This is a genomic window from Corynebacterium macclintockiae (assembly GCF_027570165.1).
Lineage (GTDB): Bacteria > Actinomycetota > Actinomycetes > Mycobacteriales > Mycobacteriaceae > Corynebacterium > Corynebacterium macclintockiae.
In genome coordinates this window covers 1-17,152 of the sequence record NZ_JAKMUV010000009.1, presented here as the reverse complement: position 1 = coordinate 17,152, position 17,152 = coordinate 1, and the positions used below count along the sequence as shown (strand labels likewise).

The window sequence follows — 17,152 nt, the reverse complement described above, 5'->3', positions numbered from 1 at the left end:
CGGCTCACCTCCTTTACTCTGTCGGTGTTGTCGACTCCTGCTGTGCAATGCGGGCGAGGGAAACAATGTTCCCCGGAAACCTACACTCGCGAACAAGAAAAGGTCACAATTTGGTTAAGGATAGGGAAGAGCCTAGCAGGGATCGTGCCATTTGACCATGGCTGCCACGCGCGCAAACGCGCTACAGTCGGTAATTAAGTGACAGAAAGGTCGGCAGGATGAGCAACTGGGACGAATTAATCTTCACGCAGGAAGACAACGTGGACTTCCTTGACGAAGTGGCAGAGCTTGAGGGCAACGAGGTTGCCCAAGCGCTGGTGGACGCAGTGAATCTGGCGCTACGTGACGGCCAGCCCGGATCCGTGGATCACTCCGTCGGCCTCTGCGCCGCAACCGTGGCGGCCATCTGGTCGGGCGCGCCGTTTAGTGTGGCGAACGTGGCCGACGATCACCCCTTCATCCGCGCCCACATCGGCCAGTGCCCAACCAACCTGCAGGAGGTTTCCTTGCAGCTCTTGGATGGCGAGTATGAGCGGCTGAGCGCCACGGAAGCAGTAGAGGCAGAAGACCTGGAAACCTTTGTTGAGGCCTTAAGTTAGAGTCCGGGACTGCTTGTCCAACACGTCTAATACACTGTGTTTGGTTTGTTAAATACAGCGTTTGCTAATCATGTGAGGAGTCACCCCACCCATGGAGTTTAAAGTCAAGGATCTCTCTCTGGCAGAGGCCGGCCGCCACCAGATCCGCTTGGCGGAATACGAGATGCCGGGGCTGATGCAGCTGCGCCGCGAGTACGCCGAGGATCAGCCACTGAAGGGCGCCCGCATCGCTGGTTCCATTCACATGACCGTGCAGACGGCCGTTCTGATCGAGACCCTGGTGGCCCTGGGCGCGGAAGTGCGCTGGGCTTCCTGCAACATCTTCTCCACTCAGGACGAGGCCGCGGCGGCCATCGTGGTCGGCGACGGTACCCCGGAGCAGCCCGCCGGCGTGCCGGTGTTCGCGTGGAAAGGGGAGACCCTGGACGAGTACTGGTGGTGCCTGAAGCAGATCTTCACCTGGGGTGAGGGCGTTGAGGCGAACATGATCCTCGACGACGGTGGCGATGCCACCATGGCCGTCATTAAGGGCATGGAATTCGAAAACGCCGGCCTCGTTCCGGATGCCGAGCCGCAGGATGCAGACGAATACAAGGCCTTCCTAGAGATGCTGCGTACGACTTTGGCGGAGGACGGTAGCTTCTGGAGCCGGGCGTCAGAAAACATCAAGGGCGTAACCGAAGAAACGACGACGGGCGTGCACCGCCTGTACCACTTCGCGGAACAGGGTGTGCTGCCGTTCCCGGCGATGAACGTCAACGATGCGGTGACGAAGTCCAAGTTCGACAACCGCTACGGCACCCGCCACTCGCTGATCGACGGCATCAACCGCGCCACCGACATGCTGATCGGCGGCAAGTCGGTGCTGCTGTGCGGCTACGGCGACGTCGGCAAGGGCTGCGCCGAAGCGCTGGCGGGACAGGGCGCGATCGTGAAGGTCACTGAGGTCGACCCGATCAACGCCCTGCAGGCGCTGATGGACGGATTCGAGGTTGTGCAGGTAGAGGACTTTATTAGTGACGCCGACATCGTCATCACCGCGACGGGGAACCTCGGAATCATCACGTTTGAGCACATGCAGATGATGAAGAACCACGCGGTACTGGGCAACATCGGCCACTTTGACAACGAGATCGACATGGCCAGCCTGCTGCACCGCGAAGACGTCAGCCGCGTGACCATCAAACCGCAGGTCGACGAGTTCACCTTCCCAGGCGCACACGGCGACCCGGTATCTATCGTGGTGCTGAGTGAAGGGCGCCTGCTGAACCTGGGCAACGCCACCGGCCACCCGTCGTTTGTGATGTCCAACTCCTTCGCAGATCAGACGATTGCACAGATCGAGCTGTTCACGAAGTCCGACCAGTATGGCAACGAGGTGTACCGCCTGCCGAAGATTCTGGACGAGATGGTTGCGCGCATCCACGTTGAGGCGCTGGGTGGCAAACTGACGACGCTGACGAAGGAACAGGCCGAGTACATCGGCGTGGACGTTGCCGGCCCGTTCAAGCCGGAGCACTACCGCTACTAGAACATGATCATTAGCTTCGAAGGAGTAGACGGCGCCGGGAAGAACACCCTGGTTACTGCCGTGGAAAAGGAACTGGTGGCGCGTGAAGTGCCCGTGGCTCGGGTGGCTTTCCCGCGCTATGAGGAATCGCACTCCGCCATGCTGGCGCGCGAGGCACTGCACGAAAACCTGGGCGACCTGATTGATTCCGTGCACGGCATGGCCGCCCTGTTTGCGCTGGATCGCGCTGAGATCGGGGCAGAGCTGGCGGACTTTGATGCCGACGGCTACGTGATCCTGATCGACCGCTACACCGCATCGAACGTGGCCTACTCCGCGGCGCGGGTGGGCGGAGACGTGGCAGAAGTCGGCGAGTGGGTCACCCGCCTGGAACAGGACAAGCTAGGGATTCCAGCGCCCGACCTGCAGATCCTGGTGGACGTGGAGGCCGACGTGGCCGGGCAGCGCGCCCAGTCGCGGGAGGCACAGGATCAGTCGCGCGCGCGGGACGCCTACGAGCGGGACGGGAACCTGCAGGAGCGCACCGTCCGTGCTTACCGGGATCTCGCGCAGCGGGAATGGCTCAGTCCCTGGGTGGTGGTCGACAGCACCGGAGACGACTGTGAAGGACGCGCGGCAAAGGTCGCGGACCTGCTGGAAGAAATGAGAGGATAACACCGTGGAAACGACAATTCTGGTGGTCGATGACGACCCGGCAATCGCGGAAATGCTCACGATCGTCCTGCAGGGCGAAGGGTTCCGCACCGTCGTCGTGGGCGATGGAGTAGAGGCAGTAAAAGCAGCACAAGAGTGCAACCCCGACCTGATTCTGCTGGACGTGATGCTCCCCGGCATGAATGGCATCGACGTGTGCAAGGCGGTGCGCGAGCACTCCACAGTGCCGATCGTCATGCTGACGGCGCGTACCGACACGGTGGACGTGGTGCTGGGGCTGGAATCCGGCGCGGATGACTATGTGCACAAGCCCTTCAAACCGAAGGAGCTAGTGGCGCGCGTGCGTGCTCGCCTGCGCCGCACCCCGGAGGAAGCGCAGACGGTGGAGTCCATCGACATCGCGGATCTACACATCGACGTGCCTGGCCACCAGGTGATCCGCGATGGCCAGGAGATCTCGCTGACCCCCATCGAGTTCGACCTGCTGGTCACCCTCGCCTCCCGTCCGCGCCAGGTGTTCTCCCGCGAAGAGCTGCTGGAGCAGGTCTGGGGCTACCGCAAGTCCAGCGATACCCGCCTAGTGAACGTACACATCCAGCGACTGCGTTCGAAGGTGGAGGTTGATCCGGACGACCCGAAGATCATCCAAACCGTCCGCGGAATCGGTTACAAAACCGGCGAATAGGCGCCCGTGGATCAGGAACAACGGCAGGACGGCACGCGTAAGAAGGACCGCAAGTCCAGGGCGGCAGAGGTTGCAGCCCAGCTGAGACGGCGGAAGGAAACCCTCGAGGAGGGGGCTACATTCTGGTCAGTGCTGCGCGACTTCTTCTGGCGACCGAAAGAGACCTGGCGCCGGGCGAAGAACACACTCTGGCTACGGTGGCGCGAGTCGATTCAGACACGCGTGATTGGCAGTGTGCTGGCCTCTAGCTCGGTGGCGATTCTGCTTATCGGCTTCATCCTGACCAGCTTCCTTGGCCAGCAGCTGCTGAACACCAAGTACTCCGAGGCCATCGAAGGCATGGATCGGGCGCGTGCTGCGGTGGAAGAGCAGATCGGTGCGACGGACTCCTCCAACCCGATTTCGGTGCGCCTAAGCTCAGCCCGGGCTGTACTTTCGAATCGCTCTGCGGGCGTGGACGAGACAAGTGCACCGGTGTATAACTCCGTCCTCATCGCCTCTGATGCCAGCGATGCGGACACGCAGATCCCGACCGACATCACCATCCCCGATGGCCTGCGCGACTTCGTGCGCCAAGGGCAGGTGGCCTACCAATACGCCCGCGTGGACGGCGACAACGGCAGCTACAAGGCGCTAATCATCGGCAGCCCGGTGAACTCCGATATCCCTGGGCTGGAGCTTTATCTGTTGATGCCGCTGTCTGCCGAGGAAGCCACGCTGAGCCTCATGCGAGGCCTTCTGGTGGCCGGCGGGATCGTCCTGATCGTCCTGCTGCTGGTTATCGCGTGGGTGTTCTCCCAGCAGCTCATCGGCCCGGTGCGCTCCGCCTCGCGTATCGCGGAGCGTTTCGCCGCCGGCCACCTACGGGAGCGCATGGTGGTCGACGGACAGGACGAAGTTGCGAAGCTGGCCATTAGCTTCAACGACATGGCCGAGAAACTGTCCACACAGATCCGCAACCTGGAAGAGTTCGGCTCTCTGCAAAGGCAATTCACCTCGGACGTCTCCCACGAGCTGCGCACCCCGCTGACAACCGTGCGCATGGCTGCGGACATGATCGAGGACAACGCAGATGAGCTCGACCCCGTCACTGCCCGCGCCGCGCACCTCATGACGAAGGAGCTCGACCGCTTCGAGACTCTCCTCGGCGACCTGCTGGAGATCTCCCGCCACGATGCGGGCGTGGCGAACCTCTCGGCCGAAAAGGTCGACGTGCGTGGTGTGGTGCGCTCCGCGCTGCAGCAGGTGCGCGCCATCGCCGAAGACGTCGGCACCGAGTTCAACGTGGATCTGCCGGAGGAACCGGTGGTTGTCTCCGTCGACTCCCGCCGCGTGGAAAGAATCTTGCGCAACCTCCTCGCCAACGCCGTCGATCACTCCGAGGGCAAACCCATCGACGTCGAGATGGCAGTGGGCAAGGGCTCCCTGGCCGTTGCCGTCACCGACCACGGCGTGGGGCTCAAGCCCGGTGAGGAAGAGATGGTGTTCAACCGTTTCTGGCGCTCCGACCCCTCCCGCGAACGCCGCACCGGTGGCACGGGCCTGGGCTTGGCCATCGCGAAGGAGGATGCAAACCTTCACGGCGGCCGCCTCGAGGCGGCCGGAGAGCCCGGCGTGGGCGCCTGCTTCCGCCTGACCCTGCCTCTGAAGCAGGGGCGGACCGCGAAGGCCTCGCCGCTGCCTTTGGAGGTTGAGGCTGAGGGCGTCACTACCGAAGAGCAGGAAGGAGGCAACGATGAGTAACAAGACCATGAAGGTGCTGGCCGCAGTGACGGGGCTGGGGCTGATCGCGGCGTGTTCGACGCTGCCGGATAACTCCAGGCCCGAGGCGATCTCTAGCTACGCGCCGGCCCCCAGCGGGCAGGAAGCCCCGACGCCGGGTGACGGGCAAGCCGCCGACTTGCTGCTGCGCGACTTCTTCACCGCCAGTGCCCACCCGCTACGCGACCACCAGGCGGCGAAGAAGTTCCTGACCCCAGGGATGCAGAACAGGTGGCAGTCCAACGCGCCGACGATGGTCCTCGACCGCATCGACATCGCCTCGGAAGGCGAGGGTAGCGACACCAAGATCACCTACCGCGTCCGCGGCAACATCGTCGGCAACCTGGGCGTGGGCGGCGTGTTCGACCCGCAATACTCGGCGTTTGAAACCAACTACGAGCTGCAAAGCATTGACGGCCAATGGCGCATCAGCAACCTGCCGAACGTTGTGGTGCTGGATCGCCAGGACTTCCTGAGCACCTACCGCGCCCGCAACGTCTACTTCCCGGATCTCAACGGTCGTGCGCTCGTGCCGGATCGTCGATGGATCTACACCGGCCAGCAGTCCACCGCTGCCTCCTTGGTCTCGCTGTTGGTCGCCGGACCGCAGGAGCGCTTAAAGAAGGCGGTGCGGAACCTTCTTCCTGAGGACGCCACCGCCCAGGTTTCCGCCGACAACGAGGGAGACCCCTCCGTCAACTTCAGCGGCATTGAAGGGCTGTCGCCCGACGTGCGGCGCCTGCTGGCCGCGCAAGTGGTGTGGACCCTTGCCGGATCCGAGGTTCGCGGCCCCTATGAGCTGTTGGCGGACGGCACGCCGATGTCCGACGACATGCGGCAAAAGTGGCTGGTCCAAGACCTGTCGGAATTCGATCCGAACGTGCAGGCACAGGTTCCGCTGCGGGCGGTCTCCGGCGGTGATGTTTATCAGCAGGACGGCGCACGGGCCAAGAAGCTGGACGGCTGGCTGGCCGATCGCTACGTCGAGTCTGTGGCCTTGAGCCCGCGCGACGAGGTCTACGCCGCCGTGACCGGGCGAGGGGACGAGCAGCGCCAGCTGGTCATCGGCGGGAGGGACGAGCAGCCCGTCAGCTCCGTACAGGCGAAGTCCCTGACCCGGCCGACCTGGGGCCTGGACGCCACGACGCTCTACGTGGTGGTTGATGGCGAGAAGATCGTGCAGATCACCCGCAACCCGGAAACCGGCATCGCGGGGGAGAAGGAAGTCGATGCGGAAAACCTGAAGATGATCGAAGGCGACGAAAAACGCATTAGTGTGTTCCGCGTTTCGCACGATGGCACGCGCGCGGTGATGGTTGTCAACGGGCGGGTATACGTATCGGTGCTGGAGACCACCGAGGGCAGCAACAAGCGACTGGGTTCGCCGGTGGAGATCGGCAGCGCGGTGGGGGACACGGCCGTCAGCGCCGACTGGACCGAGGACGGTTCCGTGCTGGTCGGCACGCGCGCCAACGATGCGCCGGTGTGGGACGTGGAAGTGGATGGCTCCTATTCGCAGCAGATCACCGGTAGGAACCTGGCCGCGCCGGTGGTGTCGGTGGCAACGGACGGCAACAAGATTTACGTCACCGATGCCAATGCCTTGATGCAGTTCGACGTGGCTTCTGAGGAATCCCGCTTCTGGCGCGAAGTGCCGACCATGCAGGGAAAGCGGGCGACACCGGTGCTTGCGGACTAGGCTGGCTGCTTGTGGGGATCAGGGGGGATCTGGAAGCGCTTGCGGGGTTGGTCTGGCGGGCTGACTGCGTGTGCTGCGGACAGTTGAATGCGCAGCCGGCTGGGGGCGTGGTTGGTCGGCAACTGTGTGCAGAGTGCGGGGTGCAGCTGCTGCAGCCGTGGCAGCGTTGGCAGCCGCGGGTGGCCACCGTGCCGGTGTTTGCCGCGGGTACGTATGGCGGGGCGCGCCGGATGCTTATCCTGAGTGCGAAGGATCGTCTTCGGCCAGCAGCAATCACCGTCGCCGGGCGAGTGCTGGCCGCCGGGATTTTGCATGTTGCGGGATTGGGCCTGGTGCCGGATCCGCGGTTGGGGCGAGTGGTGTTGCTGCCTGCCCCGACGCGCAAGTCCGCAGCTCGACGCCGCGGCGGGGATATTGTGACGCGCATGTGTCATGCGGCGGCCGAGTTGTATTCCGGGATTGAGGTTCACCCGGTGGCGTGGCTGGATGAGCGAAGCGTGGACTCGGTAGGGCTGGACCGCCACCAGCGGCGCGAGAACGTGGCGGGCAGCATCTTGTTTGATACCGCGGCGATTGCACGCTTGCGTGGGGCGGAAGAGGCCGTAATTGTGGACGATGTGTGCACCACCGGGGCGACAACTGCGCAGTTCGCGCTGGCGTTATCGGCGCGTGGGGTACGGGCCAAGCTGGCTCTGGTGATAGCTGGAGCATAATTAGGGGGATACGCCCTAGCCCCAACAGTTCGATAGGTAGAATGGGAGCTGGAACGATCACCGTTGAAAGGCGGGGTAATCCGGCCCAGTCTTGGCGGTGACTGACTTTGGAGGTTGAGCAATGTCGACGGGCAAAAATTCGTCCAACTTCGGCAACGAGGAAGTGAACGCACCCGAGGCAGGCGTGGAAATCACCGGCCGCAATGTGGAGGTGCCGGAGCACTTCGCCGAGCGTGTTAAGGGCAAGCTGGCGAAAATCGAGCGCCTGGATCCCACCCTCACCTTTTTCCATGTAGAGCTGCAGCACGAGCCGAACCCGCGCCGTGGTGACGAGCAGGATCGCCTGCAGATTACGGCTACCGGCAAGGGGCACATCGCCCGCGCGGAAGCCAAGGAAGATTCCTTCTACGCAGCCCTGGAGGTTGCTGTTGGGCGCATGGAGCGCTCCCTGCGCAAGGTAAAGGCCCGCCGTAAGATTGCCCGCTCCGGGCACCGCACTCCGATGTCCATGGGAGAGGCCGCAGCCAGCCTGGTTGAAGAGGCCCGCCCGCAGGAGGAGCCGCAGAACGAGCAGGCTGGCCAGTACGACGTTGATCCTTACGAGGATCAGTTCAAGCCCGGCCAGGTTGTGCGCAAGAAGGTGCACAAGGCTGCCCCCATCAGCGTTGATCAGGCGCTGAGCGAAATGGAGCTGGTCGGTCACGACTTCTTCCTGTTCATTAACGAGGAGAATGGCCAGCCGTCCGTGGTGTACCGTCGCCACGCATTCGATTACGGTCTGATCACCCTGGAACAGAAGGAAGCCTAAACTTCCGGCGAAGTCCTAGCGCAGATGCATGTCTTGCCGGGTGCGGTTGCCTCCGCACTCGGTGGTGCGGGTAGAATTGTCCGAAGCTAATAAGTTCAAGACCCCGAGAAAAGGACAGCATCATCGTGCTAGGACTTTCGAAAATCCTGCGTATGGGCGAAGGCCGTGCGGTCAAGCGCCTGGCAAAGATCGCCGATCAGGTGATGGCCCTCGATGAGGAATACACCGAACTCAGCGATGACGAGCTGCGTGCCAAGACCGACGAGCTGAAGAAACGAGTCCAGGAAGACGGCGAAAGCCTGGACGACATTTTGCTCGAAGCTTTCGCCACTGCGCGTGAGGCTTCCTGGCGCGTGCTGGGGCAGAAGCACTACAAGGTGCAGATCATGGGCGGTGCCGGCCTGCACTTCGGCTACGTCTCCGAAATGAAGACCGGTGAGGGTAAGACCCTGACCTGTGTGCTCCCCGCCTACCTCAATGCACTGTCCGGCAAGGGCGTGCACGTCGTTACCGTCAACGACTACCTGGCTAAGCGTGACGCCGAGTGGATGGGTCGCGTGCACCGCTTCCTCGGCCTGTCCACCGACGTGATCCTGAGCGGCAAGAGCCCCGCCGAGCGCCGCGAAGCCTACTACGCGGACATCACCTATGGCACGAACAACGAGTTCGGCTTCGACTACCTGCGCGACAACATGGCTCACTCCCTCAACGACCTGGTGCAGCGTGGCCACAACTTCGCCATCGTGGATGAGGTCGACTCGATCCTCATCGATGAGGCTCGTACCCCGCTGATCATTTCCGGCCCGGTTGAGGGTTCCAGCAAGTGGTTCACTGCCTTCGCAGCAATCGCCCCGAAGCTGACCCGCGACATCCACTACGAAATTGACGAGCGGAAGAAGACCGTGGGCGTCAAGGAAGAGGGCGTGGAGTTCGTCGAGGACCAGCTGGGCATCGAGAACCTATACGCACCTGAGCACTCGCAGCTGGTGAGCTACCTCAACAACTCCATCAAGGCCAAGGAGCTGTTCACCCGCGATAAGGACTACATCGTCCGCAACGGCGAGGTCGTCATCGTCGACGAATTCACCGGCCGCATCCTGGACGGTCGCCGCTACAACGAAGGCATTCACCAGGCGATCGAGGCGAAGGAACACGTCGAGATCAAGAACGAGAACCAGACGCTGGCCACCGTCACGCTGCAGAACTACTTCCGCCTGTACGACAAGCTGTCTGGAATGACTGGTACGGCAGAGACCGAGGCCGCCGAGCTGAAGTCGACCTACAAGCTGGACGTCGCTGCGATCCCGACGAACAAGGAAAACAAGCGTAAGGATCACGTCGACCTGATCTACAAGACGCAGGAGGCGAAGTTCGAGGCCGTTGCCGAGGACATCGCCGAGCGCGTGGAGACCGGCCAGCCGGTGCTGGTGGGTACGACCTCCGTGGAGCGCTCCGAGTACCTGTCGAAGCTGCTGCAGCGCCGCGGCATCAAGCACAACGTGCTGAACGCGAAGTACCACGAGAAGGAAGCCGAGATCGTCGCACAGGCCGGCCGCCTGGGCGCGGTCACCGTCGCCACCAACATGGCCGGCCGTGGTACCGACATTGTGCTGGGTGGTAACCCGGACATCCTCGCCGACATCAACCTGCGCGAGCGTGGCCTGGATCCGGTGGAGACTCCGGAGGCCTACGAAGAGGCCTGGGACGACGAGATTGAGAAGGTCCGCAAGGAATCCAAGGAAGAGGCAGAGAGGGTTCGCGAGGTCGGTGGCCTGTACGTGCTGGGCACGGAGCGCCACGAGTCCCGCCGTATCGACAACCAGCTGCGCGGCCGTTCTGCACGTCAGGGCGACCCGGGCGAGACCCGTTTCTACCTGTCCATGCGCGACGACCTAATGGTGCGCTTCGTCGGCCAGACGATGGAGGCGATGATGACCCGCCTGAACATCCCGGATGATGAAGCCATCGACTCGAAGATGGTCACCAACGCCATCAAGGGCGCACAGTCCCAGGTGGAGTCCGCCAACTTCGAAATGCGCAAGAACGTTCTGAAGTACGACGAGGTCATGAATGAACAGCGCAAGGTGATCTACAGCGAGCGCCGTCAGATCCTCGAGGGCGAGGACGTGGAATCGCAGATCCGCAGCATGCTGAAGGACACCATCGAGGCCTACGTCGACGGCGCCACCGCCGAGGGCTACGTCGAGGACTGGGACCTGGACACCCTGTGGAACGCCCTGGAATCCCTGTACGGCCCGACGTTCACCCACGAGTCTCTGGTTGAGGGCGACGACTACGGCCGCCCCGGCGAGCTGAGCTCCTCCCAACTGCTGGATGCCGTGCTGGAGGACGCTAACCACGAGTACGACGAGCTGGAAGAAAAGGTCACCGAGCTCGCCGGCGAGGAGCAGATGCGTGGCATGGAGCGCGCATCCCTGCTGAACGTCGTGGACCAGAAGTGGCGCGAGCACCTCTACGAGATGGATTACCTCAAGGAGGGCATCGGCCTGCGCGCAATGGCGCAGCGCGATCCTCTGGTGGAATACCAGCGCGAGGGCGGCGACATGTTTAACCGCATGAAGGACGGCATCAAGGAAGAAACCGTCCGCCAGCTGTTCCTGGTGCGCAACCAGCTGAAGAACGCCGGCCAGGTGCACGTCGATGACCCGGCTGCCGGTAACGAGGGCGTGGCCGTCGACCGTGCTACGCAGACCACCATGGGTGGCTAGCCTCTAGATCAGACTGAGGCTATCGATCGCCCAGATCTTGATCCCGCGCCGCGCGGAGCTGCGAATCTGATGCAGCCCCGCGCGGCGCTTTTGCGTGTGCTGCGACATCGTGCCTGCCAAGGCGCGCACCCTGTCGCCCATCTGTACCGACGCGCAGAAGCGTACGCAGTCGCTGGCGCTGGGCTGTATGTGCAGGCTTATTATTGACGCCCCCACCTGCACCGGACGCGCACTTCGGCGAACTCGCAGTTGTTCCAACACCCGTTCGCTGAACGGCGCACGGCGCAGATTTTCGATCGGTCGGCGCCCTTCCAGTGCCTCCAGCCACAACTTGACCATCTGCGCGATGCGTTGGGGTGGGGGAGTGTGGGCGTCTAGAAAAGAATCGGCGACGACCTCCGACGGTTCCTTTACCGCCACGGCCGGGGTGGGCGGGCGCAGAAACACGAAGTCCGTTAGCGGGCGGGTGGGCGTTGAAGTGGTCACGAAAGAAGATCCCCCTAGAAGATGTGATCGTGGCGCTTTCCCCCGAAGGCGCCGTACGCGACCAACTATAGCGAACCCGGCGCCCAGTGGGGAGGCGGCGGGCGAAAAGATGGCAGAATGTAGGGCATGCGTGGACTAGTAGTTGATTATTGCGGAGTGTTGGACGGAGCCGAGGAAGATCGTCGGCGGTGGCGGAAGCTGCTGTCCGCAGCGCGGGCAGAGGGGATCGCGACGGCGATTCTGTCTAACGACCCAGGTGGGGCGGGCGCGGCGCCGATTCGCACATGGCTGGAGGGCGGTTACGTGGATGCCGTGATCCTGTCCGGCGAGGTCGGCGCGGAGAAGCCCTCGGAGGAAATCTTCCGCATCACCGCCGATCGCCTGGACCTGCCGCAGCAGGACCTGGTGCTGGTGGACGACAACATTGTGAACATCCGCGGGGCCGTCGATGCGGGCCTGATCGGCATTTACTACCAGCAGTTCGACCGCGCGGTGGTGGAAATCACCGGCGTGTTCGAGCTGGAGGGGGAGTTCTAAACCATGTTGGTGTACATTCCCGCGACCTTTGACATGCTTGGCACCCTCGCGGAGCAGGGCGAGCACCCGGTGCGTTCCGCAGTGGGATTCGCCCTGACCCCTGCGGTGCGGGAGTTCTACACCGGTGGCGACGAGGAAGAGCTGGCGTACACGGCCTTCCTGGATGCCGCGCGCGCCTCGCTGCGGTTACTGAGCGCGGGCGGGGAGGAGCGCTTCCCGCATCGCCGTGTGGTAATCAGCGCCGAGTTCGACGATTCAGCCGTGACGCTGGCGCCGGAGGACGGCGAGTCTGTGGTGCGGCTGGATCCGGGCGTCGTTAAGGTGCAGCAGTTGTTGGCGATCCATGTTGATGACGCCGACGCGGAGGCCGCCACGGCGAAGGCGATCGAGTGCGTTGACGCAGCTGACCTGGGGGATGAAGATGCGGAATTCGCGCTGGGGGACTGCGAAGACAACCTTATGAGCTGGTACGACGCGAAGGAGCTGCCGTTCCTGGTGGACCTGATGTAGCTTATCGGGCTACATTTCCCACTCGTTGTTGCTGCGCAGGGCTTCCAATAGGCGGCGAATCGCGGTGACGCGCCGGGCGGAGGGGCCGGTGAGGGTATCCAGTGCGCACTCCGGGTCCGCGGGCGGGCCCATGTGGGTGCAGCCGCGCGGGCAGTCCTCAATGACCTCGCGCAGATCCTCGAAGACCTCCACCACAGTGTCCGGGTCGACGTGCGCCAATCCGAGGCTACGGATGCCCGGGGTGTCGATGATCCAGCCACCCTGGGGGAGTTGGAGGGCTACCGACTGGGTGGAGGTGTGCCGCCCCTTGCCCACGCCGCTGACTTCGCCGGTGGCGCGCTCTGCATCGGGGATGAGGCGGTTGAAGAGGGTGGACTTGCCCACTCCCGAATGCCCTACCAGGGCGCTGACGTTGCCGGTGATGTAGCCGGAGAGCGCGTCGAGGGGGTCATCGATGCCAGTGGTGAGCACCTCGACGTCTAGGTCGCGGAACTCGGCGGCGAAGGCGCTGGGGTCGGCCAGGTCGGACTTGGTAAGGCACACCAGCGGGGTCAGCCCGCCGACGAAAGCCGCGATGAGTGCGCGTTCCACGAAGCCGGTGCGGGGCGGGGGATCGGCGACCGCGCTGACGATCAACAGGTAGTCCGCGTTGGCAACGACGATGCGTTCAAAAGAATCGGTATCGTCCGCAGTGCGGCGCAGCACCGAGGTGCGGTCTTCGAGACGCACGATGCGTGCCAGGGTGTCCTTCTTGCCGGAGGTGTCGCCGACCACGCCGACGTGGTCGCCGACGACGACGTTGGTACGCCCCATCTCGCGGGCGCGCATGCAGGTGACCAGGGTACCGTCCTCGTCCAACACCACGCCCCACCGGCCGCGATCCTTGGAAACAACCATGCCGCGCTTGGCGTTTTTATGGCTGGGGCGGTCCTTGGTGCGGGGGCGGGAGCCCTTGCCGGGGCGCACCCGGACATCGGATTCGTCCCAGTTGCGGGCGCTGCTGTGTCGCCGCGCCATCTAGCGTTCCTGGCCCAACAGCTGTGCCCAGCGGCGGCGGAAGCCGGGGAGTGTCTTGGCGGTGGTATCCACATCGGAAACCTGGATGCCCTCTACCCGCAGGCCCAGGATCGCGCCGGCGGTGGCCATGCGGTGGTCGGCATAGGATTCCCACCGGCCGCCTTCCAGAGCTGCCGGGTTGATAATGAGCCCGTCGGCGGTCTGTTCGACATTGCCTCCCAGGGCGTTGATGTTGTCGGCCAAGGCCTGCAGCCGGTCGGTCTCGTGTCCACGCAGGTGCGCGATGCCGTAGAGGTGGCTGCGGGATTCTGCGAGGGCGGCCAGGGCGACGACAGTCGGGGTGAGCTCGCCGATGTCGTGCATGTCCCAGGTGATTCCCTCGAGTCGGCCGGAGCCGGTGACTACGAGTTCGCCACGGTGTACGTCGAGCTCGGCCTCTGCGCCCATGTCCAGCAGGATCTGGCGGAACTGATCGCCCGGCTGGTTGGTGGTGGCGGGCCAGTTCTGGATACGCACAGTGCCACCCGTGAGGACGCCCGCGGCCATGAACGGGGTGGCGTTCGACAGGTCTGGCTCCACATTCCACTGGCGACCGTGGATCGGGCCGGGGTGGACTGTCCAGCGGTTGAAGGAGGTCTCGACGTTAACGCCGGCCTCGCGCAGCATCTGCACCGTCATTTCGACGTGCGGCTGGCTGGGAAGGGAGTTGCCCTCGTGGATGACCGTGACGCCCTCGGCGAAGCGGGCACCGGCCAGCAGCAGGCCGCTGACGAACTGGGAAGACTGGGAGGCGTCGATGGTGATCTCGCCACCCTGGATCTGCCCCTTGCCCTCTACGAAGAAAGGCAGCCCCTCCGGGTTGCACTCCGTGCTGGTGCTTACCTCCGCGCCTAGGGCGCGCAGGGAATCGAGGGTGGTGGACATCGGACGGCGTCGAGCCTCTACGTCTCCGTCGAAGGAAACAGTGCCGTTGGCCAATGCCGCGATCGGTGGGACGAAACGCATGACGGTGCCGGCCAGCCCGCAGTCGACCTGCCCGCCATGCAGCTTCTCGGCAGGGGTGACATACATCTGGTCGTTTTTCAGCAGGATCTGGGTACCCATGGCGCGCAGAGCCGCCATCATCAGTTCCGTATCGCGGCTGACGAGGCCACCGGTGATCGTGGAGGGTGCATCCGCCAGCGCGGCGAGGATCAGCGCACGGTTCGTAATCGACTTCGAGCCGGGGATGGCCACGGTGGCCTGTACGGGCTCGGTGGCGACGGGGGCGGGCCAGAGTTGTTCAGACATACCTGCAGACATACCCATATTGTCTCACTTTTTTGCTGGAAAAGAAGTATGGGGTGGGCATAATAGGCAGGTATGTGTGGCCGATACGTTCTGTTCAGCACGCTCGAGCAATTGTCCGCCGATACGCGCCGCAGGCTCCAGACCAAGCGCGTACTCCGTGCCGGGGAAGGGGAGTGGCCCGCCAACTACAACGTGGCGCCGACCACTCAGGTGCCCATCCTGCGGGAGTTTAAGGGCGAGGCGGCGATCGGCCCTGCGAACTGGGGCTACCCGCCGAAGAACGTGTTTAACGCCCGGGGAGAAACCGCGTTCTCCAAGCCCCTCTTTGCGGGCTCCCTGCCCTGTGCCTTCCCTATGGACGGCTGGTACGAGTGGACCGTCGGAGACGACGGAAAGAAGCAGCCCTGGTTTACCACGGCGCCGGACGGCCAGCCCATGTACGCCGCCGGGCTGTGCAAAGCCGTCGACGGGCAACTGTACGGAACAATCATCACGGTGGCGGCGCTCCCAGAGCTGGAATGGCTCCACGGCCGCATGCCGCGGATTTTGGTGGGCGACGAACTAGGCACGTGGCTGAAGGGTGAAGGGGCGGAGATGGTGGCGTCACCAAATAAAAAGACAGAAGTGCACAGCAGGAAGGCGGACAGGAAGGTCGGCTCCGTGGCGAACAACTACCCGGAGCTGGTGGGAATGAATCGGGGATAGAATTGCATTGAAAGAATCGTGAGAGGTGAGCGAATGAAACGCAGCAATGACAGCACTGATGAGCTGCTGCAAAGATTCGAGGCCGACGCGCTGCCCCTGCTGGATCAGCTGTACGGGGTGGCACTGCGGATGACGCGCAATCCGGCCGATGCGCAAGACCTGGTACAGGACGCGTATATGAAGGCCTACCAGGCGTTTGGCTCCTTTAAGGAGGGCACCAACCTGAAGGCGTGGATGTACCGAATCCTTACGAACACGTACATCAACAGCTACCGCAAGGCGCAACGGCGCCCCACGGAATCCAGCGCCGAAGACATGACTGACTGGCAGCTGGCCGAGACGGCGAAGCACGACTCTGTGGGGCTGGAATCCGCCGAGGTGGAGGCGCTGAAGAACATCCCCGACAAGCGGATACAGGATGCGCTGATGAGCCTGGGGGAGGACTACCGCATGGTCGTGTACTACGCGGACGTCGAAGGTCTGGCCTACAAGGAGATTGCCGAGATCATGGACACCCCCATCGGCACCGTGATGTCTAGGCTGCACCGCGGGCGCAAGCAGCTGCGCAGCAAACTGAAGGATGTGGCGGCTGAGCACGGGATCGTGACAGTGAAGACGCAGAAGACAGGAAAGACGCAGAAGAAACTCACGGAAGCGAAGGGATAAGAGCACATGTTCAAAGACAATTCGCGAAGGACAGACTGCGACGAACTGTTGGATGCCCTGTACGAGGTTGCCGATGGTGACGCCAACTGGGAGAGTCGCGAACGTCTGCGCGCTCACGCCGACGCTTGCCCGGAATGCCTGCGACAGCTGGGGATCGAGCAGCAAGTGCGGGACCTGCTGCGTAGCTGCTGTAGCCAGCCAGCGCCGGTGGAACTGCGCGCAAGGATTTGTACGCAGCTGCGGGTGATTAGTTATCGCGTAGAGGAGTAGGTCACAGTATTGTTCTTTCCCGATCATTGCGGCACCATGCAAACTAGATTTGTTACTAGATAGACATAGCGAAGTCATGGTCTGAGGAGAGAATGGAGAGAGCTATGGAAGCTGCACAGATTGCGGAATGGACTTTCGTCGAAGAAGTTCCGATTCCGGAGGACGTCATGGCGCTGCTCGTACCCGGCGAGCAGGCGGTTGTGGCATTTAAGACTTTCAGGGATAGCGCAATCTTCACTACCAAGCGCTTGATCATGCGTGACGCACAGGGGCTACGAGGTAAGAAGGTTGAGGTTTATTCTCTGCCGTATTCGTCGATCAATATGTGGTCCACAGAGAACGCGGGAACCCTCGATTTCAATGCTGAGATTGAGCTATGGACCCGAGCCGGGAAGATCAAGGTGAAGATCGGTCGCGGTCTCGACGTTCGTCGCATTGATGCGTTGATCGCACATAGCGTTCTTGGGGCGTTGTAGGCAATAGCCCAATAGT

18 protein-coding genes are annotated in these 17,152 nt (G+C 63.0%); 15 read left to right on the top strand and 3 right to left on the bottom strand.

Translation table 11 applies throughout. The annotated features are described in order from the left end of the window. Nucleotides 1-218: 218 nt before the first annotated feature. The 9 genes from L8U58_RS07700 (at nucleotide 219) to secA (ending at nucleotide 11,179) form a co-directional block, all read left to right on the top strand. On the top strand, nucleotides 219-599 hold the full coding sequence (locus L8U58_RS07700; protein WP_034971258.1) for a DUF4259 domain-containing protein: 381 nt from the start codon (nucleotides 219-221) through the stop codon (nucleotides 597-599). Between the two features lie 91 nt (nucleotides 600-690). Then, nucleotides 691-2,130: an adenosylhomocysteinase gene (gene ahcY / locus L8U58_RS07695; protein WP_034971259.1), complete on the top strand. Its 1,440-nt coding sequence runs from the start codon at nucleotides 691-693 to the stop codon at nucleotides 2,128-2,130. 3 nt (nucleotides 2,131-2,133) lie between these two features. After that, complete coding sequence (locus tag L8U58_RS07690; RefSeq protein WP_034971260.1) at nucleotides 2,134-2,784, top strand: dTMP kinase; 651 nt, start codon at nucleotides 2,134-2,136, stop codon at nucleotides 2,782-2,784. A gap of 4 nt (nucleotides 2,785-2,788) precedes the next feature. Further along, nucleotides 2,789-3,469 carry an MtrAB system response regulator MtrA gene (gene mtrA / locus L8U58_RS07685; protein ID WP_034972343.1) on the top strand — a complete coding sequence of 227 codons (681 nt, stop codon included), beginning with the start codon at nucleotides 2,789-2,791 and terminating at the stop codon, nucleotides 3,467-3,469. Nucleotides 3,470-3,598: 129 nt separating this feature from the next. Next, on the top strand, nucleotides 3,599-5,212 hold the full coding sequence (mtrB, locus tag L8U58_RS07680) for an MtrAB system histidine kinase MtrB (RefSeq protein ID WP_230580639.1): 1,614 nt from the start codon (nucleotides 3,599-3,601) through the stop codon (nucleotides 5,210-5,212). After that, nucleotides 5,205-6,929 (top strand): MtrAB system accessory lipoprotein LpqB, encoded by a 1,725-nt coding sequence (lpqB, locus tag L8U58_RS07675; protein ID WP_034971263.1) that lies wholly within the window; start codon nucleotides 5,205-5,207, stop codon nucleotides 6,927-6,929. Before mtrB ends, lpqB begins: the two co-directional genes overlap by 8 nt. Nucleotides 6,930-7,036: 107 nt before the next feature. Further along, nucleotides 7,037-7,642, top strand: a complete 606-nt coding sequence (locus L8U58_RS07670) for a ComF family protein (protein WP_230580177.1) — start codon at nucleotides 7,037-7,039, stop codon at nucleotides 7,640-7,642. Nucleotides 7,643-7,763: 121 nt separating this feature from the next. Next, nucleotides 7,764-8,450, top strand: coding sequence for a ribosome hibernation-promoting factor, HPF/YfiA family (hpf, locus tag L8U58_RS07665; RefSeq protein ID WP_034971265.1), 687 nt, complete (start codon nucleotides 7,764-7,766; stop codon nucleotides 8,448-8,450). A 125-nt stretch (nucleotides 8,451-8,575) separates the two neighbouring features. Next, complete coding sequence (gene secA, locus L8U58_RS07660) at nucleotides 8,576-11,179, top strand: preprotein translocase subunit SecA (protein ID WP_269955053.1); 2,604 nt, start codon at nucleotides 8,576-8,578, stop codon at nucleotides 11,177-11,179. Nucleotides 11,180-11,182: 3 nt separating this feature from the next. On the opposite strand, the gene L8U58_RS07655 is transcribed toward secA, so the two are convergent. Next, nucleotides 11,183-11,665, bottom strand: a complete 483-nt coding sequence (locus tag L8U58_RS07655; RefSeq protein WP_034971267.1) for an Rv3235 family protein — start codon at nucleotides 11,663-11,665, stop codon at nucleotides 11,183-11,185. A 126-nt stretch (nucleotides 11,666-11,791) separates the two neighbouring features. Here L8U58_RS07655 and L8U58_RS07650 point away from each other — a divergent pair, with 126 nt between their 5' ends. Together L8U58_RS07650 and L8U58_RS07645 are read left to right on the top strand one after the other, a co-directional pair. Continuing rightward, nucleotides 11,792-12,202 (top strand): HAD family hydrolase, encoded by a 411-nt coding sequence (locus L8U58_RS07650; RefSeq protein ID WP_035001188.1) that lies wholly within the window; start codon nucleotides 11,792-11,794, stop codon nucleotides 12,200-12,202. Between the two features lie 3 nt (nucleotides 12,203-12,205). Then, nucleotides 12,206-12,712, top strand: coding sequence for a DUF6912 family protein (locus L8U58_RS07645; RefSeq protein WP_034991954.1), 507 nt, complete (start codon nucleotides 12,206-12,208; stop codon nucleotides 12,710-12,712). Nucleotides 12,713-12,721: 9 nt separating this feature from the next. Here the strand turns inward: L8U58_RS07645 and rsgA are convergent, their stop codons facing one another. Then, the gene (rsgA, locus tag L8U58_RS07640; RefSeq protein WP_034977693.1) at nucleotides 12,722-13,729 is read right to left on the bottom strand and encodes a ribosome small subunit-dependent GTPase A; all 1,008 of its coding nucleotides are present in this window, start codon (nucleotides 13,727-13,729) and stop codon (nucleotides 12,722-12,724) included. Continuing rightward, nucleotides 13,730-15,019, bottom strand: coding sequence for a 3-phosphoshikimate 1-carboxyvinyltransferase (gene aroA / locus L8U58_RS07635; RefSeq protein WP_269955052.1), 1,290 nt, complete (start codon nucleotides 15,017-15,019; stop codon nucleotides 13,730-13,732). A 72-nt stretch (nucleotides 15,020-15,091) separates the two neighbouring features. On the opposite strand from aroA, the gene L8U58_RS07630 reads away from it, so the two are divergent. The 4 genes from L8U58_RS07630 (at nucleotide 15,092) to L8U58_RS07615 (ending at nucleotide 17,136) form a co-directional block, all read left to right on the top strand. Then, the gene (locus tag L8U58_RS07630) at nucleotides 15,092-15,724 is read left to right on the top strand and encodes an SOS response-associated peptidase (RefSeq protein ID WP_034971271.1); all 633 of its coding nucleotides are present in this window, start codon (nucleotides 15,092-15,094) and stop codon (nucleotides 15,722-15,724) included. Between the two features lie 33 nt (nucleotides 15,725-15,757). Beyond that, nucleotides 15,758-16,390 carry a sigma-70 family RNA polymerase sigma factor gene (locus tag L8U58_RS07625; RefSeq protein ID WP_269955051.1) on the top strand — a complete coding sequence of 211 codons (633 nt, stop codon included), beginning with the start codon at nucleotides 15,758-15,760 and terminating at the stop codon, nucleotides 16,388-16,390. A gap of 6 nt (nucleotides 16,391-16,396) precedes the next feature. Further along, nucleotides 16,397-16,660, top strand: a complete 264-nt coding sequence (gene rsrA, locus L8U58_RS07620; protein WP_034971273.1) for a mycothiol system anti-sigma-R factor — start codon at nucleotides 16,397-16,399, stop codon at nucleotides 16,658-16,660. Nucleotides 16,661-16,764: 104 nt separating this feature from the next. Next, on the top strand, nucleotides 16,765-17,136 hold the full coding sequence (locus tag L8U58_RS07615; protein ID WP_034971274.1) for a PH domain-containing protein: 372 nt from the start codon (nucleotides 16,765-16,767) through the stop codon (nucleotides 17,134-17,136). Nucleotides 17,137-17,152: the final 16 nt, after the last annotated feature.

Excerpts from the sequence above, each read along its gene's own strand:
- L8U58_RS07700 (WP_034971258.1), top strand. The coding sequence starts at position 219 with ATGAGCAACTGGGACGAATTAATCTTCACGCAGGAAGACAACGTGGAC.
- ahcY (WP_034971259.1), top strand. The coding sequence starts at position 691 with ATGGAGTTTAAAGTCAAGGATCTCTCTCTGGCAGAGGCCGGCCGCCAC.
- L8U58_RS07690 (WP_034971260.1), top strand. The coding sequence starts at position 2,134 with ATGATCATTAGCTTCGAAGGAGTAGACGGCGCCGGGAAGAACACCCTG.
- lpqB (WP_034971263.1), top strand. The coding sequence starts at position 5,205 with ATGAGTAACAAGACCATGAAGGTGCTGGCCGCAGTGACGGGGCTGGGG.
- hpf (WP_034971265.1), top strand. The coding sequence starts at position 7,764 with ATGTCGACGGGCAAAAATTCGTCCAACTTCGGCAACGAGGAAGTGAAC.
- L8U58_RS07650 (WP_035001188.1), top strand. The coding sequence starts at position 11,792 with ATGCGTGGACTAGTAGTTGATTATTGCGGAGTGTTGGACGGAGCCGAG.
- L8U58_RS07645 (WP_034991954.1), top strand. The coding sequence starts at position 12,206 with ATGTTGGTGTACATTCCCGCGACCTTTGACATGCTTGGCACCCTCGCG.
- rsgA (WP_034977693.1), bottom strand. The coding sequence starts at position 13,729 with ATGGCGCGGCGACACAGCAGCGCCCGCAACTGGGACGAATCCGATGTC.
- aroA (WP_269955052.1), bottom strand. The coding sequence starts at position 15,019 with ATGTCTGAACAACTCTGGCCCGCCCCCGTCGCCACCGAGCCCGTACAG.
- L8U58_RS07630 (WP_034971271.1), top strand. The coding sequence starts at position 15,092 with ATGTGTGGCCGATACGTTCTGTTCAGCACGCTCGAGCAATTGTCCGCC.
- L8U58_RS07625 (WP_269955051.1), top strand. The coding sequence starts at position 15,758 with ATGAAACGCAGCAATGACAGCACTGATGAGCTGCTGCAAAGATTCGAG.
- rsrA (WP_034971273.1), top strand. The coding sequence starts at position 16,397 with ATGTTCAAAGACAATTCGCGAAGGACAGACTGCGACGAACTGTTGGAT.
- L8U58_RS07615 (WP_034971274.1), top strand. The coding sequence starts at position 16,765 with ATGGAAGCTGCACAGATTGCGGAATGGACTTTCGTCGAAGAAGTTCCG.